This window comes from Chryseobacterium gleum (assembly GCF_900636535.1).
GTDB lineage: Bacteria > Bacteroidota > Bacteroidia > Flavobacteriales > Weeksellaceae > Chryseobacterium > Chryseobacterium gleum.
Genome location: NZ_LR134289.1, coordinates 1579051 through 1597871, shown reverse-complemented (window position 1 = coordinate 1597871; position 18821 = coordinate 1579051). Strand labels below are relative to the sequence as shown.

Here is an 18821-nt window from a genome sequence, read left to right as displayed (position 1 = left end):
AAGTATGAAAACAATCATTGCAGAAAAACCAAGCGTAGCAAGAGAAATAGCCAGCCTGTTGGGAGCATCTGATAAAAAAGACGGCTACCTGACGGGTAATGGCTATTTTGTTACGTGGGCATTTGGTCATTTAATTGGTTTGGGAATGCCCGAAGATTACGGGATTTCGGGATTTGACAAGGCTTCATTACCCATCCTCCCAAACCCGTTTATTTTGACCATTCGCAGGGTCAAAAAAGACAAAGGCTATCAAGCTGATATGGGAGCATTAAAGCAACTGAAAATAATTAAAGAACTGTTTAACAAAAGCGATAGTATTATCGTTGCTACCGATGCAGGACGTGAGGGCGAACTCATCTTTCGCTATATCTACGAACATCTGAAATGCAAGAAACCATTTGAACGGCTTTGGATTAGTTCGCTTACTGAAAAGGCAATCAAGCAAGGGTTTGACAACTTGAAAAACGGAACAGCATTTGACGGTTTATTTCAGGCAGCACAAGGAAGAAGCCGTGCCGATTGGCTGGTGGGTATCAATGCCACACAAGCATTGAGTATCTCCGCAGGTAACGGAGTTTACTCACTGGGCAGAGTACAAACGCCTACATTAGCTCTGATTTGCAAACGCTATCTGGAAAATAAAAATTTCTCTATTAAGAAGTATTGGCAAATTCAGCTATCACACAACAAAGAAAATATTGATTTCAAAAGTATCTCTAAAACGAAATGGGACGAACAAAAGTTAGCCGAAGATACTTTGAAGTTAATCGAAAGACACGGAATTGCAACGGTTGTGTCGGTGGAAAGCAAGAATGTAACGGAGCAACCGCCTTTATTGTTCGACCTTACAGGTTTACAAAAAGAAGCCAATAAAAAACTGAACCTGTCTGCCGAGCAAACGCTCAATATTGCTCAAAGTCTTTACGAGCAAAAGTTTATTACCTATCCTCGTACCGGAAGTAAATACATACCTGAAGATATGTGGGCTGAAATTCCAAACCTTGTAAGAGCATTGGACAATGAGCAATTTAAGCAAGCGGTATCAAAATTAAAATGGGGACGGTTTAATAAGCGTATCGTAAACGATTTACGTGTAACAGACCACCACGGATTGCTCATAACCTATAAAATTCCGTCAGCTGTTAATGCGGACGAAACAAAAGTCTATAATATGATTGCCTTTCGCTTACTCGAAGCCATATCACAAGCCTGCATAAAAGAAGTTACGGATATAGCGTTGGAAGTATCACACTACGATTTTACACTGAAAGGCTGTAAGATATTAGAGGCTGGCTGGCGTTCCATAAAAGGCAATTTCTCGGACGAAAATACCGAACCGATACAGGATTTGCCCGAACTGAAAAAGGGCGATGAGCTTAAGATTAAAGAAACCTCCTGTTTGGAGAAGAAAACCAAACCACCCGTACTGTTTACTGAAGCCGGATTATTGTCGGCAATGGAAAATGCAGGAAAGGAAATCGAAAACGAAGAAGAACGGAAAGCCCTGCAAAATATCGGTATCGGTACACCTGCCACAAGAGCGTCGATAATCGAAACGTTGTTTACCCGAAATTATATCCAAAGAGATAAAAAATCCTTAATCCCAACCGAGAAAGGATTACAGGTTTACGAATTGGTAAAAGACCGCAAAATTGCAGATGTGGCAATGACCGCCGAATGGGAATTGGCTTTGCAGAAAATCGAGAACAACGAAGTTGATGCAAGAGTATTCCTGAGAGAAATGGAAATCTATGCGAAGTCCATAACTGACGAATTGCTGCAAACTTCCATTGCCAACGAAAACCTGCCAAAGCTGACCTGCCCTAAATGTAAAAGCCAGCAATTAATTATCCGTGATAAGCTTGTAAAATGCCCTGACGATAATTGTAATTGGGTGCAGTTCCGCAAAATATGTGAAGTGCAATTAAGCATAGCCGATATAACGAGCCTTATCAATAACCTTAAAAGCCCGCTTATCAAAGGAATGAAAAGCAAAGCCGGAAAGAAATTCGATGCCTACATCGTATTGAATGAAAATGCCGAAAGTTCCTTTGAGTTTGATAAACGAAAAAAGAAATAATTTATACAAATTCAACATAACGGCGATTAACGCCGTTATGTTTTCTTGTGTTAAACAAAATATTTATGTAATTTTGTCTTGACGGCGATTAACGCCGTCTATATCAAAATTGATAAATATGGCACTCAATCCCGAACGACGAAAATTACTCGAACAGATGATGCCCGAAAGTATGATAGTTACCCGCAACTGGCTGGCTGAGCAGGCTTCTTTGGACAAACACGCCATAGACAATCTGGTAAAAAGCAAGCAACTGAAATCTTTGTGGAAAGGGCTTTATATACGTGGCAAAGTTCAGTTGTCTTGGCAAAGCATAGTTTACACCTTGCAATCTGTAATGGAAACAGATTTTGTGGTGGGTGGATTGACGGCGTTGGAACTAAAAGGTTTTTCCCACTATATACCAACTTCAAAAAAGGAAAATATTCATCTGTATGGTAACGATAAATTACCTGTTTGGGCAAATGAATTGTCGGAAAACATAAATTTTGTACGACATACCCGAAACGAGCTTTTTTCCGGTATGGAAAAAAATGTTTCAGATAAATACACATCTACTGTTTTCTGGAAAGAAGATTTGGGAGAACTGAAAATATCCTGCCCGGAAAGAGCCTGTCTTGAAATGCTGAACGAAGTGCCCAATAAAATATCATTGGAACACGCAGACCAGCTTATACAAGGAATGACCTCACTTTCGCCAAGAACTTTGCAAAAATTATTGGAAGTCTGCACCAATGTAAAAGTCAAACGCCTTTTTCTTTGGCTCGCTTCAAGGCATAATTATACGTGGTTTTCCAAGCTGAATACCGATAATTTAGACCTCGGCTCGGGTAACAGGGTTATCGTTAAAGGTGGCGAACTTGACAAAACATATAAAATAACAGTACCAAAAGATTTTCAACTATAATGAAAAAAGACAGTATTTACTATAAACAAGTTCAGCTGTTGGTGCGTGTCCTTCCGCTTTTGGACAGCGAAAAGTGTTTTGCACTAAAAGGAGGAACGGCTATTAACCTGTTCTATCGGGAACTTCCGAGATTGTCGGTTGATATTGATTTATTATATCTGCCCCCTGAAGGACGTGAGGAAGCACTCGCCAATATCCGTGAAGCATTATCCCGATTGAGCAAACTGATTAAGAAAACCATTTCCGGTATTCATATTCAGAATACACACGAACAAAGCAACGCACTCCGCTTAATCCTGCAATTGGACGATGTGCGTATCAAAGTGGAATTGTCGCCGGTTATCCGCGGGACGGTTTTTTCGCCTATTCGTATGGAAGTTTGTGAAACCGTTGAACGTGAATTTGGATATGCCGAAATACAGGTTGCTTCCTTACCCGATTTATACGCAGGAAAAATAGCTGCCGCTCTGGACAGACAACACCCAAGGGATTTGTTTGATGTAAAATTTCTGCTCGAAAACGAGGGATTTACCGAAGATTTACGGAAAACATTCCTTGTGTTCTTAATCAGCCATCAGCGACCAATGGCAGAATTATTAGCTCCACACCGTAAAGACATACGGGAAGTATATGAAGCCGAGTTTGCACAAATGGCGGAAGTGGATATTCCTGTCGAAGAATTAGAACAAACACGGGAATTGCTCATCGAAACCATACATCGGGATATGACTGAAAATGAACGCCATTTTCTATTATCGTTCAAAGAACAAAATCCTAAATGGGAATTATTGGGATTGGATAATATCGAAGAAGTTGCCAACCTGCCCTCTGTTCAATGGAAATTACTGAACCTTTCCAGAATGGATAAAGCCAAACATAAAGAGGCAACAGATAAATTAAAACAAGTCCTGTTTGGCTAATTTTAAAAAAATGAGATAGTCTCTCAAGAAACTTGTCGGGACTACCTCTTTAAAAAATATAAGCATTGATGTATAATCTGTACTATTGAATACTCATACCACCGTCGATTACCTGTTCTGTACCAGTAAGGAATGAAGATTCGTCGGAAGCTAAGAATATAACTAAATTACTGACCTCTACAGCATCTGCCATTCTCGCCAAAAGAATTGCATCTGCAGCGCCACTTCCATCTTCATCTGTTGCTTCTACCATCATTGGGGTTTTGATATAACCGGGGTGGACGGAATTAGCACGAATGTTTTCTTTCCCATATTCCACTGCCGCAGCTTTAGTAAGCCCTCTCACTGCAAATTTACTTCCCATATATGCCAAACTTGGGTATCCCGGAATTGCGACAATTCCTGCAACAGAAGAAATGTTGACAATAGAACCTATACCAGCTTTCTGCATCGATGGTATAGTGTATTTCATACCATAAAAAACAGCATTTTGGTTAATCTCAATAACTTTCAAATATTCAGCTTCTGAAATTTCTGTAATGGTTTTTATCGGTCCCAATATACCCGCATTGTTTACCAACACATTTACGTGACCAAATGTTGCTTCAGCTTCTGCAACCACCTTTTTCCAATCTTCAACTTTGGTAACATCTTGTTTTATGAAAATAGCATTTTCGCCCAGTTCGTCGGCAATGGCTTTTCCTCTTTCTTCGTTAAGGTCTGTAAGAACTACTTTTGCACCTTCGGCAATGAAAGTTCTTGCGTGTGATTCTCCCATACCTTGGGCCGCACCTGTTACAATTGCAATTTTTCCTTTTAAACGTTCCATATTATTTTTGATTAATTTTAAACTAAACAAAGTTAATCGAAACAACATCAAGCTTATTTGTCCGAAACTTGACATTAATTGTCCATTTATGGATTGTTTAAAGACAGGGTGTCATTCCGGTAAAGGGAGGGCGATGTGCCTGTATGTTTTTTAAAATATTTACTGAAAGATTGGATACTTTCAAATCCCATATCATCTGCAATCTCACCTATTGAAGAATCAGAATAGGATAAACGTGATTTACATTCGGATAATAACGCATTGTTTATAATTTCAATCGGGGTTTGACCATATCTTCTTTTTATCACCTTATGCAAATAGTTACTGCTTATGTTTAAGTTCTTAGCATAAAAATCAATGTTGCGTTCATTGATATAATTTTGAGCTACGAAATTCTTAAAAGAATTGCTAATCTCTATCTCACGGCGATTTGTATCATATTTATCAAGTTTATATTTATTTAAAACAAAATCGGTTTCATTTATCAATGCCAAAAGAATACATTTGGCTGAATATGTCCATCGTTCAGTCTTTGTTTCAGAATTATCTAAGAAACGAATGGTTTGGCTAAACAGTGAGCTAATTTTGTTATGGTCAGTTCTGGATAAAGTAATGTGAGAACCAAACTGACTTCTAAGAAACGAATGTGGAGCAATTGAAAAAAAACTTTCAAAAAGATAATCAACGAACTTTCTTGTGAAAAGAACAAATGCGCCTGTAGTTCCAGAAGCTATGTCTAATATTTTCAGGGTTTGATTAGGTCGATATACGAGCAAAGAGTTTGCATCTATATAAAGAGCATTGTTGTCAACTTCAACGAGCATACTTCCAGTTTTGATTAGTCCATAAGAATAATAATCAGGTTTGAGTGTAAAAGGCTCGAAAACTTCAGGTATATCCGTGAGGTACAGGAATTCCTCTGAAATATTCCAGTCGAGCTTTCTGTAACTTATGATATTCTTTATAGAGTAACTGTCCATTTTATCCTTATGAATACATTAAATACAAATGTAAACAAATTTAAAAAGGTGGCGTTTATCAATTTTTACCGATGATTCTGAAATGTGGTTTAATTCTATACTGTATTTGCTTTCATATTCTATACCTATCAAACAGGTAATGCTGGATAGTGGCATTGCTACATTATATCAGGTGGAAACCAAAATACTGAACAAAGCTGTAAAACGTTACAACAGCCAATATCCCCTGATTGAAATTGAGATTTTCTCCGATGCCCACGACCGTTTTTTGATAATTGATGAAACCGAACTTTACCATATCGGTGCATCGCTCAAAGACCTGGGCAAAAAATGGTTTGCCTTTTCACGGATGGATATAGAAGTTGGCACAATGCTTAACATCTTAAACAACATATAGAACCTCTGAATATTCAGAGGTTTTTTATAGCCCATTACGCCAAATCCTGCCTTTCAACGCCAAACCCTGCCACTTCTGCAAAGGCTCATAAAACCTGTAATAATTTTAGGCTTTACGCAATAATTCTAAACAAGATTTTATTATGAGTACAAAGCAAAAAGACTTGTCGTATTTCAGATTACGACTGCAAGAACAGCTTAACAGCAGCTTTCCGGAAAAAGCAAACGACCAGAAATTTATCGACCAGCGTTCTTCGTGGGCTTCCAATGCTTACGAGGGTGCATTCAGCTCCGGCAATGCCATCGACAGATGCGATGAGATTGCCAATTACATACTTTTCGAGGGCTTGCACTTCTCCAAATTCGATACGGTTTTCCAGGTGGTCTGCAATGAGTTTGATACCCTGATGGCAGACGAAGAACTGCGACCGTTCGCCCTTAAAATGTTCCCTGTCTGTGAGCCTGTTTTTTCCAACTATGAATTAACTGATGATTTCGCTTACACCTATGAGTTTGATGCTCTTTATACGGAAGTAACCGGAACCATCGCAATATGGATAGAGGAAAATGGGCTTCAGTAAAAAGCAACATCTCCAACAAAACATTGATGCCTTACGAATTGCTTTTAAACTGGAAAAGGAGAACCGTCAAGCCACCGTAGGCGAAAGACTGCTAATGATGCAATACAGCGGATTTGGCGGTCTTAAATTCGTGCTGAACCCCATAGCTGAAGAAATAGACATCAATCATTGGAGAAAAACCGAACACGACCTTTTCCCTATTACTCAGGAACTCCACCAACTACTAAAAGAAAATTCCCAAGACGAAAAACAATACCGCAGGTATGTGGACAGTATGAAAAGCTCTGTACTGACCGCTTTTTATACACCACCACAGGTCATAGATGTCATTTCACAGGTAATGTGTGATAACAATCTGCACATTGACAAATTTCTTGAACCATCGGCAGGTATCGGGTCTTTTGTCCAATCTTTTGCAGGGAACGAAACCAAAGTTACAGCCTACGAAAAGGATGTGCTTACAGGAAAAATATTAAAACAGCTTTATCCCGAAAGCACTGTCCGTATAAGCGGTTTTGAAGAAATATCCGAAAAAGAACAAAACAGTTACGATGTTGTTGCAAGCAATATTCCTTTCGGTGATACTTCTGTTTTTGATCTATCATATTCCCGAAGCAAAGACAGTGCAAAAGTTCAGGCTGCCCGAAGCATTCATAATTATTTTTTTCTGAAAGGGAATGATATGCTCCGTGATGGCGGTTTACAGGCTTTTATTACCTCACAGGGAATTTTAAACAGTGCAAAAAATGAACCTATACGCAGGGCATTGTTGGAAAACAACGATTTGGTATCGGTAATTCGTTTACCCAATAACCTTTTTACAGATTATGCAGGTACAGAGGTCGGAAGCGACCTTATCATTCTCCAAAAGAATACGGCAAAACAAAATCTGACCGAAAGGGAAGATCTGTTTTGCCAAAGTACAAAAACAGGATATGGTACGCCAAGCAATGCTTTATTAGATGAAAGTGAAAAAATTGTACATACACATTGGAAAGTAGATACCGACCCTTACGGGCAACCTGCTTTAATCTATACGCACGACAAGGGTGTTGAGGGCATTGCAAACAGCCTTAAACAAATGCTTTCCGATGATTTTGGAAAGCATTTGAACTCGTCTTTGTACAAAGGAGAAAAGAACGATGAACCTATCATACAAATTCCGATACAGCCTATTATTACACCACCGGTTATTGAACGTGAGATCATACAGCCGGAACAACCTCGTTTTACGCAATCAGCTATCATACAGGAAAGCCCACAGGAATTAAAGCAGTTGAGCATTTTCGACCTGTTTGAAAATGATGACGAAAGCGTAGCGGTTTTAGCTCCGCCAAAGAAAGCAACACAAGCTAAAAAACAAACTACCAAGAAACAACGTGCTAACATTGGTCGCAAGACTGACTTGTTCAGTTCAGCGATGCAACAGCCTTATACAGCTCCGGTTTCCAATGGAACAGTCAATAGAACTACGCCACCCAACGGAACAAAACAGGAAGTAATCGGAGATTTATTTTCACAGGCAAACGGTAACGGCCAGGCTGATAAGCCAGCCATTGCCGTAGCAGTTACCATTCCCGAACCTGCTCCGTACAGTGGCGAATTGCAATCGTTCCACCGTAACGATTGCCTTGTGGTTGATAATGGCTGGGTGGGTCATTTGCAAGAAGTGGACAAAGACGATAAAACGGCTATGTTCCATCCATTGCAATTACCGTCTTTACAAAAAGCAAGAGCCGAAGCGTATATCGGAGTACGTGATATTTACCAACAGCTTTACAATAAAGAAGCGGAGTTACAGACCGAACATAAGGAAGAAAGGGAAAATCTTAACCACCTGTATGATGCCTTTGTAAAAAGGTATGGAAGTCTGAACAGTGCCGACAATATCAAGCTGATTAAAACGGACAGTGCCGGAAAGGAAATCCCTTATTTGGAACGTGTAAAAGGCGGTGTTATCCATAAAGCGGATATTTTCAGCCACCCTGTAAGTTTTTCCACGACAACATTAGCAACCGATAACCCTGAAGAAGCGTTAGCCTCCTCGTTGAATAAATACGGAAGTGTGGATTTGGACTATATGTCCGAAATCAGCAGTATGTCTGCAGATGCTTTAAAAGATGCTTTGCACGGTCGTATTTTCTACAATCCCCAGCAAAGGGAATACGAAATTTCCGAACGCTGGATAGCCGGAAACGTAGTAGAGAAAGCACAGGAAATAAGGGAATATGTAGAAAGCAATCCGGAAGATAAGGAAGCCAAACAAAGCCTTACGGTATTGGAAGAAGCCCGACCAAGACGTATCGAATTTGAAGAACTGGATTTTAATTTGGGCGAACGCTGGATACCCACAGGCATTTATGCCAAATTTGCTTCGCACCTGTTCGATGCAGAAGTGAATATCTATTACTCCGACAGCTCCGATGATTTTTCGGTAATCTGCAATCGGGGCAATCAAAATATATGGGTAAAATATGCGGTAAAAGCAGAAAATAGGACGTTTGACGGCGTTGCCTTGCTCAAACATGCCCTCGTTAATACCACGCCTGATATTACCAAAAAAGTAAAAATAGACGGCAAGGAAGTCAAGGTAAAAGATATGGAAGCCATACAGATGGCAAACACCAAAATTGACGAAATCCGTGCCGCTTTTACCGATTGGCTGCACGCACAGAACAATGAGTTTAAAAACAGGCTTACCGACCAATACAACGATAAATTTAACTGTTTCGTTCGTCCGAACTATGACGGAAGCCATCAGGAATTTCCGGGTTTAGACCGTAAAGCGTTGGGTATTGAAGACCTGTACGGAAGTCAGAAAGATGCCGTATTGATGATTAAACTCAATAACGGTGCTATATGTGACCACGAGGTTGGTGCAGGGAAAACACTGATAATGTGTACGGCAGCACAGGAAATGAAACGGTTGGGATTGGCTCATAAACCAATGATTATCGGGCTGAAAAGTAATGTACACGAAATTGCTGAAGCCTATCGCACTGCTTATCCACACGCTAAAATCCTGTTTCCGGGCAAAGAAGATTTTACTCCCCAAAAACGCCTGCGGATTTTCGGGGATATTAAAAACAATGATTGGGATTGCGTGATTTTAACCCACGACCAATTCGGTATGATACCGCAATCGCCCGAAGTACAAAAGGAAATCCTCGAAATCGAATTGGATAATGTAGAGCGAAACCTCGATGCGATGCAGTCGCAGGGAGCTGAAGTAACAAGGGGTATGCTTGCCGGAGCGATTAAGCGAAAAGAAAATCTTGAAGTAAAACTAAAGACTTTACAGCACGACATTGAAAACCGCAAAGATGATATTGTCGATTTTAAAATGATGGGCATAGACCATTTGTTTATCGACGAAAGCCACCAATTTAAAAACCTGATGTTCAACACCCGCCACAGTCGTGTAGCCGGATTGGGTAACGTGGACGGTAGCCAAAAAGCCCTGAACCTGCTGTTTGCCATCAGAACCATACAAGAACGTACCGATGCGGATATGGGTGCAACCTTTCTTTCGGGAACAACGATAAGCAACTCCTTAACGGAGCTGTACCTGCTGTTTAAGTATTTACGCCCAAGAGCATTGGAAAAACAGGGTATCAACTGTTTTGATGCTTGGGCGGCTATCTACGCAAGAAAAACGACCGATTATGAATTTTCGGTTGCCAATAATATTGTAGCAAAAGAACGTTTCCGCTACTTTATCAAAGTGCCGGAGCTTGCACAGTTCTACTCCGAAATTACGGATTACCGAACGGCAAAGGATATAGGTATTGACCGCCCTAATAAAAACGAGGTATTGTATAACATACCACCTACTCCCGACCAAGAAGAATTTATCAAAAGCCTGATGGAATTTGCAAAAACAGGCAAAGGAGAACTACTCGGAAGAGCACCTTTATCTCCATCGGAAGAAAAAGCAAAGATGCTTATCGCCACAGATTACGCCCGTAAGATGTCGCTTGATATGCGAATGGTAAGCGGTGCGTATGATGACCACCCCGATAACAAGGCTTCGCATTGTGCGGCAAACATTGCCAAGTATTACAACCAATACAACGCACAGAAAGGAACGCAGTTCGTTTTCTCCGATTTGGGAACCTACAAGCCGGGCGAATGGAATGTGTACTCCGAAATCAAACGTAAGCTCGTGGAAGACCACGGCATACCTACAAATGAAGTCCGCTTTATTCAGGAGGCGAAAAATGATAAGCAACGTAAGGAAATTATCAAAGGAATGAACGAGGGTAAAATCCGTGTGCTGTTTGGTTCTACAAGTATGTTGGGTACAGGGGTAAACGCACAGAAAAGAGCCGTTGGCGTTCATCATCTCGATACACCGTGGCGACCAAGCGACCTTGCCCAACGTGACGGTAGGGCTGTCCGAAAAGGTAATGAAATTGCCAAATTCTTTGCCGATAACAAAGTAGATGTGATTATCTATGCTGTTGAAAAATCATTGGATAGTTACAAGTTTAACCTGCTTTATAATAAACAGCTATTTATAGACCAACTAAAAAATAACAATCTCGGCAAACGAACGATTGACGAGGGCAGTATGGACGAAAAATCGGGAATGAACTTTTCGGAATACGTGGCTATCCTATCAGGGAATACAGACCTGTTAGATAAAGCCAAGTTAGAAAAACAGATTGCCGGACTGGAAAGCGAAAAACAGGCGTTCAACCGTTCTAAATTCAGCGCCAAATACAAACTGCAAGACTTTACGGAATTGCTGGAAGGTGCGCAGTCCCGTTTTAACCGAATGAGCCTTGATTGGGAAAATCTTCAAGGGCGCTTACAAAAGCATTCAGACGGTACAATCGCAAATCCTGTGCAGTTGGACGGTTTACCACCCAATGGGGATATGAAACAAATCGGTGCAAAGCTCAACCAGCTTGCGGACAAAGCCCGTACCGGAGGTCAGTACGAAGAAATAGGAAGCCTGTACGGTTTTACCTTATTGGTCAAAACCAAAATGTCTGAAAAAGAGGGCGTGGATATAAAGGTAAACCGTTTTTTGGTACAAGGAGAGGGCAATATCAAATATACCTACAACAACGGTCTAATCGCCAAAGATGAAAAGCTGGCGGCTATGAACTTCCTTAATGCACTGGAGAAATTGCCCGGCTATATCGAGCAGGAGCAAAAGAAAATTGCCGAGTTCCAAAAAGATATTCCGATACTTCAGGGGGTTGTCAATGGTACGTGGTCAAAGGAAAACCGATTGAGCGAACTCAAAACGGAATTGGCGGCTATTGACCGTAAGATACAGCTATCCATTGAACCGGAACAAAAACAGGAACCTGCGGAACAAGCCGAAAAAAAGCAAGAAACACCAAAGATTTCAGAAAGTATTATTCGGACAAAAGGCGTTCATCTGCCACGAGGGGTATTATAAAATATTACCTCTCGTCTTGTTCGTCCATTTTCTTTATCAGAGCTTCACACAGGCTGTCGAGGAATTTGGTACGGTTTATTTTTCGGGCTTTCAATTCCATAAATGTATGATAGAAATCGCCCAAATCAATATTAAAGGCAGTTTCAAATGTTTTGGCAATCAATTTTATATCGGTATTTCCGTTGTTGAATACGCCTTGTGCGTAGAGTGCATAAATCAACTCGGTCAATGCCGTTTTACTTCCTGTCCAATGGAGTGAAGAACTATCAGATACCTTTTTATGATTGCTATTTAGCTGGTCTTCAAGATAAACTTGTATCAGGTCATTGGCAATTATTTTGGCGACCTTCTAATCGTGAGAAGTGGAAAAACGGTGGTCTGCCTCAAAATAAAACGTATCCAACCACATCCTTATATCGTGTTTTCCACGAATAAAGAAATTTTCATCAAGAAAAGAATTGCCACTACGGTAATACTTGTAAAAGTCAATATTGTTGTCAAAGAATTTTTTGAGTTTTTTCAATTCTTTGTTAAGAAATTTCTTTATCTGCTTTGCACCATAAGGCTTTTTGCTTTCTATTTTATAGATAGCATTGTAATAAATCAGCTTTGAAACAATGACAGGTTTCTGATGTTTGAAAAAATGGATTTCCTCATCAGTATTTTTAAACCCTCGTTTTAAAACATACTCCTTTAATTTGGACAGGGTTTGGATAATAAGTTGAATTATGGCTTCAACTCGTTGTATCGAGCAATTATCTGCTTCAATCTCCAATTCGTTGATAGCCGTTTCCAGTTTATGTAGTGTTTCATTATAAAATTTATCCAGCATAATACCATTTAAAAATCAATTCTTTGATTAGTAGAAATATAAACATAAACTGCTTTGGGACTTAGCACAGTAAGGGCTTCCACCTGTGTTCTTAGCAAGGTCTGGATTTCATTAGCAGAACTGTTTATCATAGTGAGCACCTGAATATTATATTTCTCAATTATCTTCTTTAGCCCGTTCATTATATTTTTGGATAAGAGTATATCCAAACTTAGGTTGGTCTGATTAATCTTATTCAGCCAAGCATCTTTTTTAGCTACTGCCTCGTTAAACGATTTTTGGGAGTCTGCTATATGTATACAATGCACTAACCTGCCTTTTTTGTTGAAATCAACGGCGAGCTTTTTCAATAATTCACATTCTTCACTATGTAGTCGTACATCGAAAGCGATATTGTTTTCTATACTGAAAGTAGCTTTTTCCGGAACGATGATAATCGGCACATTGACTTTATAATTCTTCTCTGATATTTCCTGCCTAATTTGTGAATTGGATTTTATTCCGTTGGTGTCATATCCGATTATCAGGAAATCTATCGCGTTGTTCTGTAAATAGTTAATGATTGCGTCCGTGAAACTTTCCTTTGTCAGTCCGAAAGAAAGGTTTACTTCCGAAGTATTCTTATAGCTTTTTATCTGTTGATAGAACAGTTCTATTTCACGTTCTTTCAGCCCTTTTCTGAATTGATTGTTTTGTTCCGGTTCAGCCGTATCTTCCAACACGGTTAGTATATGAACATCTGCATTGAACTGTTCTGCAAATGCTATTGCATATAAGAAAGTATTGTCTGATGTTGAATAAAAATCAACAGGCAAAAGAATTTTTGGTTTTATTTCCATAACAAATGTTTTATTTATCTTCTACATTATATATCAGCATTGCCGTTTCAGAAAGACGTAGCAGCCTTTTACTATGGTTTATATTGAACAATCTTTTCATAAAGGGTAATTGTCTATGTATGATGCTTAGGATATTGATATAGTTATCTTCTACATACTTTGTCAAGCCGTCTTCTATATCCGTATCAATAACAATATCCACCTGAACATCAAGACCCTCAAAATTTGTAAGCCAATGTGCTTTCTTTTGTTGTGCAGCCATAGCTTTTTCTTCTGTATCGACTATGTGTACACATTTTAAAGGTGTCTCTGACGGGGAGAGTTTTGTGGCAATCCGCCTGATAATGACACATTCATTTTCAACGAGCATTACCGCAACGGCAAACGCCCCCGTAGAGGTAAAAACGGCTTTTGCAGGCACTGCCAATATCGGTATATCAAAACCACTGTCAATCAGCCTTACTGCGTGCGAGCCGAACAGTTTTTTGTCTATAGTGTTATTCCCCGACGTACCCATTACAATCAGGTCAATTGATTTTTCTACGATATGGCTCTCAATTACATCTTGGAAATAGCCATTTTCAAAATGGAACTCTACGGGAACGTGAAGCTTATTGTTGTTATGAGCCAACTGCTCCAATTTTTTTGCTTCTGTCTTAAATTCGTTCCACTCATCATTTTCCAGCGAATCGTTGAACATCTGTGCCAAAGGGTGTACCCGATAGCGTTCCTCGTCCGTCTTCGGTTCAATAATAGGTGTAATATGCAGAATGTGCAATTCCGAGTTAAAATTATCTGCAAGCGATAGGGCATATAAAAATGCGTTCTTTGCTACTTCTGAAAAATCTGTCAGAAAAAGTATTTTTTTCATCTGTTTATTTTTATTGTTTTTAATGGTCAGATGGAATTTCGCATAAGAAAATATTCATTGTTTTGGGTATGGAAATGAATATTTTCTTATGCTTCATTTCATAATAATTTGTATTAAGATAAACGATAACCTTTGATTGAATTTCCCCGTATCGCTTTGCGGAACAGCACCACCCGTTTGTAGTGGAAACTTCCGTAAGAATGTGTAGCAATAAATATCAGTATAGGGACAATCAGCCAGGTTAATGTTCCCAATACGATTTTCCCGGAAGCCATTAACGCATTGAGGCTGATGTTTTGGTATATTGCCATTCCGTTCGGAATTTCCCCGGCATCGAGATACATCGAAATGTCGGTCAGACTTTGCCACTGTGACTGATAAGTTGCCCATCCGATAATTGCACTGCCTAATGAGGTAGCCAGAAAAGACCTTACCACAATTAATATAACCATTATTCCCATCATTTCATTCATTTGCAGGTTGAGGGTAGCGTAAAACCATAACCCAATGAACAGGATGCCCATTCCCAATCCTTTCAGTACCGTCGCATATTCGAGGTAGCGGATGTCCATCTGCGGTTGTATAATCAGGTAAAGACTTAATGTATGCAGAGCAAAACACACAAATCCAAAAGCGATATAATACTTGATGTACCATTTATTTTTAAAACCGAAAAATGCCAATATTCCCGCAATGACGATACCGGGTATCATCCAAAGATTGATATGTGCGTTAATCAGGTTATTATACCCTAATACACCAACTGTATATTGTGAATATACCGATGTGCTTGCCAGATATAGCCCGAGAAAGAACAATAATATGGTAGCGTGGATAACATTTTTCTTTTTAAATGCTCCGAAATCAATCATCTTTCGTTTGAGCGATTTCTGCCTGTATATCAATGCTACAAAAAGAACCACTCCGATAATCAATGAACCCGAAATGTAAGGCGAAATAAACCACCCCTGTTGTTTCATAAACACAAAAAAGTAATTAAGCGACATAAAGGAGGTTGCTATCAAAACAAGTGACAGCCAGTCTATCTGATACAGTGGCATTTTGAAACCAAATCGTTGGTTATGTTGAAAAATAAGCGATACTGCCGCAATTACAAGCATCGTAGCGGACATAAACATATAAGGTGTCTGCCAGCTACCATTGAACACCATTGTAGAAAAATAATAAGCCGAAAGCTGCCCAAATCCAATGGACAAGGGGTAGAATACAGCATAGAATTTTCCACGGTCTCCTGTCGGAGCAATGATGAACATAATGGGTAATACCATTTCTATCAGCGGAAACATCTTGAAAAAACCTATGAGAAAACTGCAACTTATCAGAACAACAGGACTATCTGTAGTACCGCACATATATGATAATATAGCAAGGATAATAGCTGACACTGAAATGATTTCTTTGGTACGGAAACGCATCTTGACACGCATCAGTATCATTATGGCGCAGCCCATACCAATTGTACCTGCGTTATTGGCAAGCGAGATATATTCCGTATAGGTAGCCATTGCTCCCGTAATATCCGTAATGACACTTGTATATACTCCGGAAACGGTCATCATCGAGAATAATATCGTCAAAATCAGCAACAGCATCAAAGGTTTGGGAACCCAGCTTGCAAATGGACCTTTATTGTACATCTTCCTGTTATTTTAAGTTCACTTCTACATTCATTCCTGCACGAAGCAATTTCAAGTCTTCGGGTTTATTCTTATCTGTAAATTCAATACGTACCGGAATACGCTGTTGCACTTTCACAAAATTTCCTGTTGAGTTATCCACCGGAACAGCGGCATATCTCGCACCTGTTGCACCTGATACAGCGGTTATTTTTCCCTCAAATTCTTTACCGCCCAGTGCATCTACCTGTATTTTTGCCAAACCGCCTATCTGTACGTTGCCCATTTGTTTTTCACGGTAATTAGCCGTTACCCAAATGTTATTGATGTCCACGATAGTTCCAACCTGTTGGCTTGGGTTTAACAACTGCCCTACATTGACTGTTCTTCTTCCCATAATGCCATCGTGGGGAGCTGTGATAACGGTATAAGAAAGGTTCAGTTTTGCCATATCCAAAGCACTCTGCGTTCGTTTGATGTCAGCATCGTTCATTCCCAATCGCGATTGTACTTCGTTTACTGATAATTCGCTCGTAGTTTTAGAATTAATCACGGATTGATATTGCGAAATCTGGGCTTCCAACTGGGCTTTTTGTGCCTCGAAATCAGTCTTTATCTGGTCAAATTGCTGACGGGTTACTGCTTCGTCTGCCAAGAGGTTTTTGTAACGATTAAAATTCTGTTCCGCATTCCACAGTCTTGCTTTCGTAGCTTCTATATTCGCTTTTGCTGCCTGCACATTTGCTCCAACGGTATTTACATTGTTGGTCGCTGTTTTTACCGAACTGGATGTTGCGTTTTTAGAAGCCAAAGCCGACATATAAGTAGCTTCTGCCTGTCCTAATTGAGTTTGTATTTCACGGTCGTCCAATATCAATAATGTATCACCTTTTTTCACATATTGATGTTCCACAAAACGGATTTCAGTGATATAAGCCGAAACCCTTGTATTTATCGGGTTGATGAACGATTCTACCTGTGCGGCATTGGTGTATTTGTCGTTCCCGACATTGAAATAGGATTTTACCACAAAATAAAGTCCGCCCAAAACCAAAATGACTATCAAAATATTGATGATTTTGGTCTTTTTTTGTTTGGTTTTCTGCTTGTTTACCTTTTGCTTTTCCGCAGATTGTCCAGTCGGTTGCGGTGTGTTTTCCTGATTGTTGTTTTCTATATTTTCTGACATTGTTTTATCTTTAAGTTTATCAATTTATTATAAATTTCCGCTTTCTTTTAATAATTTGTAGTACGCATAAACGATGCTTATTTCCGAATTAGCAAACTGTAACTCTGCGTCTAATTTCTGATTACTTGCATCAATCAAATCCAATAAAATAGCCAACTGGTTGTTGTATTTACTGTTCATAATGCGATAATTTTCATCGGATAGTTCTTTGTTTGTTTCAAGTGTATTGTTCTGAGTAACGGCTTCATTGTATTTAATGTAAGCGGCATTTACAGCAACGTCAATCATCTGTTCAGCTTCGTTTGCCTGTGCAATGGCTTTGTCTTTTTCAAAACGCACCTGTTTGATTTTTTTAGGGGTTTTGTACAGTGCGTCAATATTAAAATTCAGTGAAAGTCCGGCACTCCATCCGTTAGTGTACATATCCAGAGCAGGCGTTGATGTAGTAATCGGACGTGCCAGCTGATTTCCTGCAAATGCAGATAACGAAGGCATCATTTCTGCACGGGTTATCTTTTCGGAGGTTTCATAAATATCAACTGCCTTTTTTGTCATCAATATGGTTGGATGATTTTGTGCGAATGCTCTGTAATCTTCCATCAATAAAGCTTTAGGAACATTGCTAAGTATGGTTTCGTCGGGCACAATCTGTGTATTTTCGGACAATCCCAAAGCGGTGGTAAGCTGTTTATTGAGAATTTGACGGTTATTTTCTACGACCTGTAAAGCAAGTTTAAGATTAGACAATTGCAGTTCGCCGCGGATAACATCATTTCTCGTAACCATTCCCTGATTATAAAACTTATTGATGTTTTGCAAGCGTTGTTCCGCCAATTGGATATTCTGCTGATATACTGATTTTTGGTTCAGTAGTTGATACAAATCCAGATAGTAGCCCAACACCAAAAGTTTGATGCTTTGTTCGTTCGACTGATAATTCAGCTCTGTTAATTCTTCTTTCAAAGATTGGGCTTTGATACCATTTTTTACCATTCCGCCTTTCCATATCAACTGACTGGCATCTATCGAAAAAGTATTGCCGAAATGTGGCATATCTACTCTTGTGGAATTGGAAAAATCCTTATCAATAATGTGGGCATCCCCAAGATAATATCCTTGCAAAGCCGCATTCAAAGTAGGGAGTTGTGCGTTTTTAGCAACTTCTACATCTTGCTTTGCTATGGCAATATCTGTTTTGGAAACTTTCAGATTCGGATGATTTTCTTTGGTCAGCTCAAATAACTCTTTAATGGTTATCGTTCTTTCTTGACCTTGCTGGGCATAGATTGTTTGCGAAAAAACAAAAAGCCCTAACAATAGCATAGTGATTTTTTTCATTTTGAA

At 39.5% G+C, this 18821-nt stretch carries 13 protein-coding genes and 1 pseudogene; 6 read left to right on the top strand and 8 right to left on the bottom strand.

From position 1 onward, the window contains the following. Positions 1-4 precede the first annotated feature (4 nt). The 3 genes from EL165_RS07355 (at position 5) to EL165_RS07345 (ending at position 3907) form a co-directional block, all read left to right on the top strand. Complete coding sequence (locus EL165_RS07355; protein ID WP_002978178.1) at positions 5-2080, top strand: type IA DNA topoisomerase; 2076 nt, start codon at positions 5-7, stop codon at positions 2078-2080. Positions 2081-2198: 118 nt separating this feature from the next. Next, positions 2199-2987, top strand: a complete 789-nt coding sequence (locus EL165_RS07350; RefSeq protein WP_002978180.1) for a type IV toxin-antitoxin system AbiEi family antitoxin — start codon at positions 2199-2201, stop codon at positions 2985-2987. A 41-nt stretch (positions 2988-3028) separates the two neighbouring features. Further along, a complete protein-coding gene (locus tag EL165_RS07345; protein WP_232529190.1) occupies positions 3029-3907 on the top strand; it encodes a nucleotidyl transferase AbiEii/AbiGii toxin family protein in 879 nt (292 codons plus the stop codon). 82 nt (positions 3908-3989) lie between these two features. Here the strand turns inward: EL165_RS07345 and EL165_RS07340 are convergent, their stop codons facing one another. Beyond that, positions 3990-4736 (bottom strand): glucose 1-dehydrogenase, encoded by a 747-nt coding sequence (locus EL165_RS07340; RefSeq protein ID WP_185097069.1) that lies wholly within the window; start codon positions 4734-4736, stop codon positions 3990-3992. An 86-nt stretch (positions 4737-4822) separates the two neighbouring features. After that, complete coding sequence (locus tag EL165_RS07335; protein ID WP_164720330.1) at positions 4823-5560, bottom strand: helix-turn-helix domain-containing protein; 738 nt, start codon at positions 5558-5560, stop codon at positions 4823-4825. 262 nt (positions 5561-5822) lie between these two features. Between EL165_RS07335 and EL165_RS07330 the strand changes: the two genes are divergently transcribed. From EL165_RS07330 to EL165_RS07320, 3 genes are all read left to right on the top strand, one after another. Then, a complete protein-coding gene (locus EL165_RS07330; RefSeq protein ID WP_198418456.1) occupies positions 5823-6113 on the top strand; it encodes an ORF6N domain-containing protein in 291 nt (96 codons plus the stop codon). 142 nt (positions 6114-6255) lie between these two features. Then, positions 6256-6693 carry a DUF1896 domain-containing protein gene (locus EL165_RS07325; protein ID WP_002978189.1) on the top strand — a complete coding sequence of 146 codons (438 nt, stop codon included), beginning with the start codon at positions 6256-6258 and terminating at the stop codon, positions 6691-6693. Next, a complete protein-coding gene (locus tag EL165_RS07320; RefSeq protein ID WP_002978191.1) occupies positions 6680-12109 on the top strand; it encodes an N-6 DNA methylase in 5430 nt (1809 codons plus the stop codon). Before EL165_RS07325 ends, EL165_RS07320 begins: the two co-directional genes overlap by 14 nt. Positions 12110-12113: 4 nt before the next feature. On the opposite strand, the pseudogene EL165_RS07315 reads toward EL165_RS07320, so the two are convergent. The 6 genes and pseudogenes from EL165_RS07315 to EL165_RS07290 form a co-directional block, all read right to left on the bottom strand. Next, positions 12114-12941 (bottom strand): annotated as a pseudogene (locus tag EL165_RS07315) (RteC domain-containing protein). A gap of 8 nt (positions 12942-12949) precedes the next feature. Further along, on the bottom strand, positions 12950-13780 hold the full coding sequence (locus EL165_RS07310; RefSeq protein ID WP_002978197.1) for a universal stress protein: 831 nt from the start codon (positions 13778-13780) through the stop codon (positions 12950-12952). Positions 13781-13790: 10 nt separating this feature from the next. Next, positions 13791-14651 (bottom strand): universal stress protein, encoded by an 861-nt coding sequence (locus EL165_RS07305; RefSeq protein ID WP_002978199.1) that lies wholly within the window; start codon positions 14649-14651, stop codon positions 13791-13793. Between the two features lie 113 nt (positions 14652-14764). Further along, positions 14765-16309, bottom strand: a complete 1545-nt coding sequence (locus EL165_RS07300) for an MFS transporter (protein ID WP_002978201.1) — start codon at positions 16307-16309, stop codon at positions 14765-14767. A 7-nt stretch (positions 16310-16316) separates the two neighbouring features. After that, entirely contained in the window at positions 16317-17477 is a 1161-nt protein-coding gene (locus tag EL165_RS07295; RefSeq protein WP_002978203.1) for an HlyD family secretion protein, read from the bottom strand. A gap of 27 nt (positions 17478-17504) precedes the next feature. Next, the gene (locus EL165_RS07290) at positions 17505-18815 is read right to left on the bottom strand and encodes a TolC family protein (protein ID WP_002978205.1); all 1311 of its coding nucleotides are present in this window, start codon (positions 18813-18815) and stop codon (positions 17505-17507) included. Positions 18816-18821: the final 6 nt, after the last annotated feature.

Excerpts from the sequence above, each read along its gene's own strand:
- EL165_RS07355 (WP_002978178.1), top strand. The coding sequence starts at position 5 with ATGAAAACAATCATTGCAGAAAAACCAAGCGTAGCAAGAGAAATAGCC.
- EL165_RS07350 (WP_002978180.1), top strand. The coding sequence starts at position 2,199 with ATGGCACTCAATCCCGAACGACGAAAATTACTCGAACAGATGATGCCC.
- EL165_RS07340 (WP_185097069.1), bottom strand. The coding sequence starts at position 4,736 with ATGGAACGTTTAAAAGGAAAAATTGCAATTGTAACAGGTGCGGCCCAA.
- EL165_RS07335 (WP_164720330.1), bottom strand. The coding sequence starts at position 5,560 with ATGCTCGTTGAAGTTGACAACAATGCTCTTTATATAGATGCAAACTCT.
- EL165_RS07325 (WP_002978189.1), top strand. The coding sequence starts at position 6,256 with ATGAGTACAAAGCAAAAAGACTTGTCGTATTTCAGATTACGACTGCAA.
- EL165_RS07320 (WP_002978191.1), top strand. The coding sequence starts at position 6,680 with ATGGGCTTCAGTAAAAAGCAACATCTCCAACAAAACATTGATGCCTTA.
- EL165_RS07310 (WP_002978197.1), bottom strand. The coding sequence starts at position 13,780 with ATGGAAATAAAACCAAAAATTCTTTTGCCTGTTGATTTTTATTCAACA.
- EL165_RS07305 (WP_002978199.1), bottom strand. The coding sequence starts at position 14,651 with ATGAAAAAAATACTTTTTCTGACAGATTTTTCAGAAGTAGCAAAGAAC.
- EL165_RS07300 (WP_002978201.1), bottom strand. The coding sequence starts at position 16,309 with ATGTACAATAAAGGTCCATTTGCAAGCTGGGTTCCCAAACCTTTGATG.
- EL165_RS07295 (WP_002978203.1), bottom strand. The coding sequence starts at position 17,477 with ATGTCAGAAAATATAGAAAACAACAATCAGGAAAACACACCGCAACCG.
- EL165_RS07290 (WP_002978205.1), bottom strand. The coding sequence starts at position 18,815 with ATGAAAAAAATCACTATGCTATTGTTAGGGCTTTTTGTTTTTTCGCAA.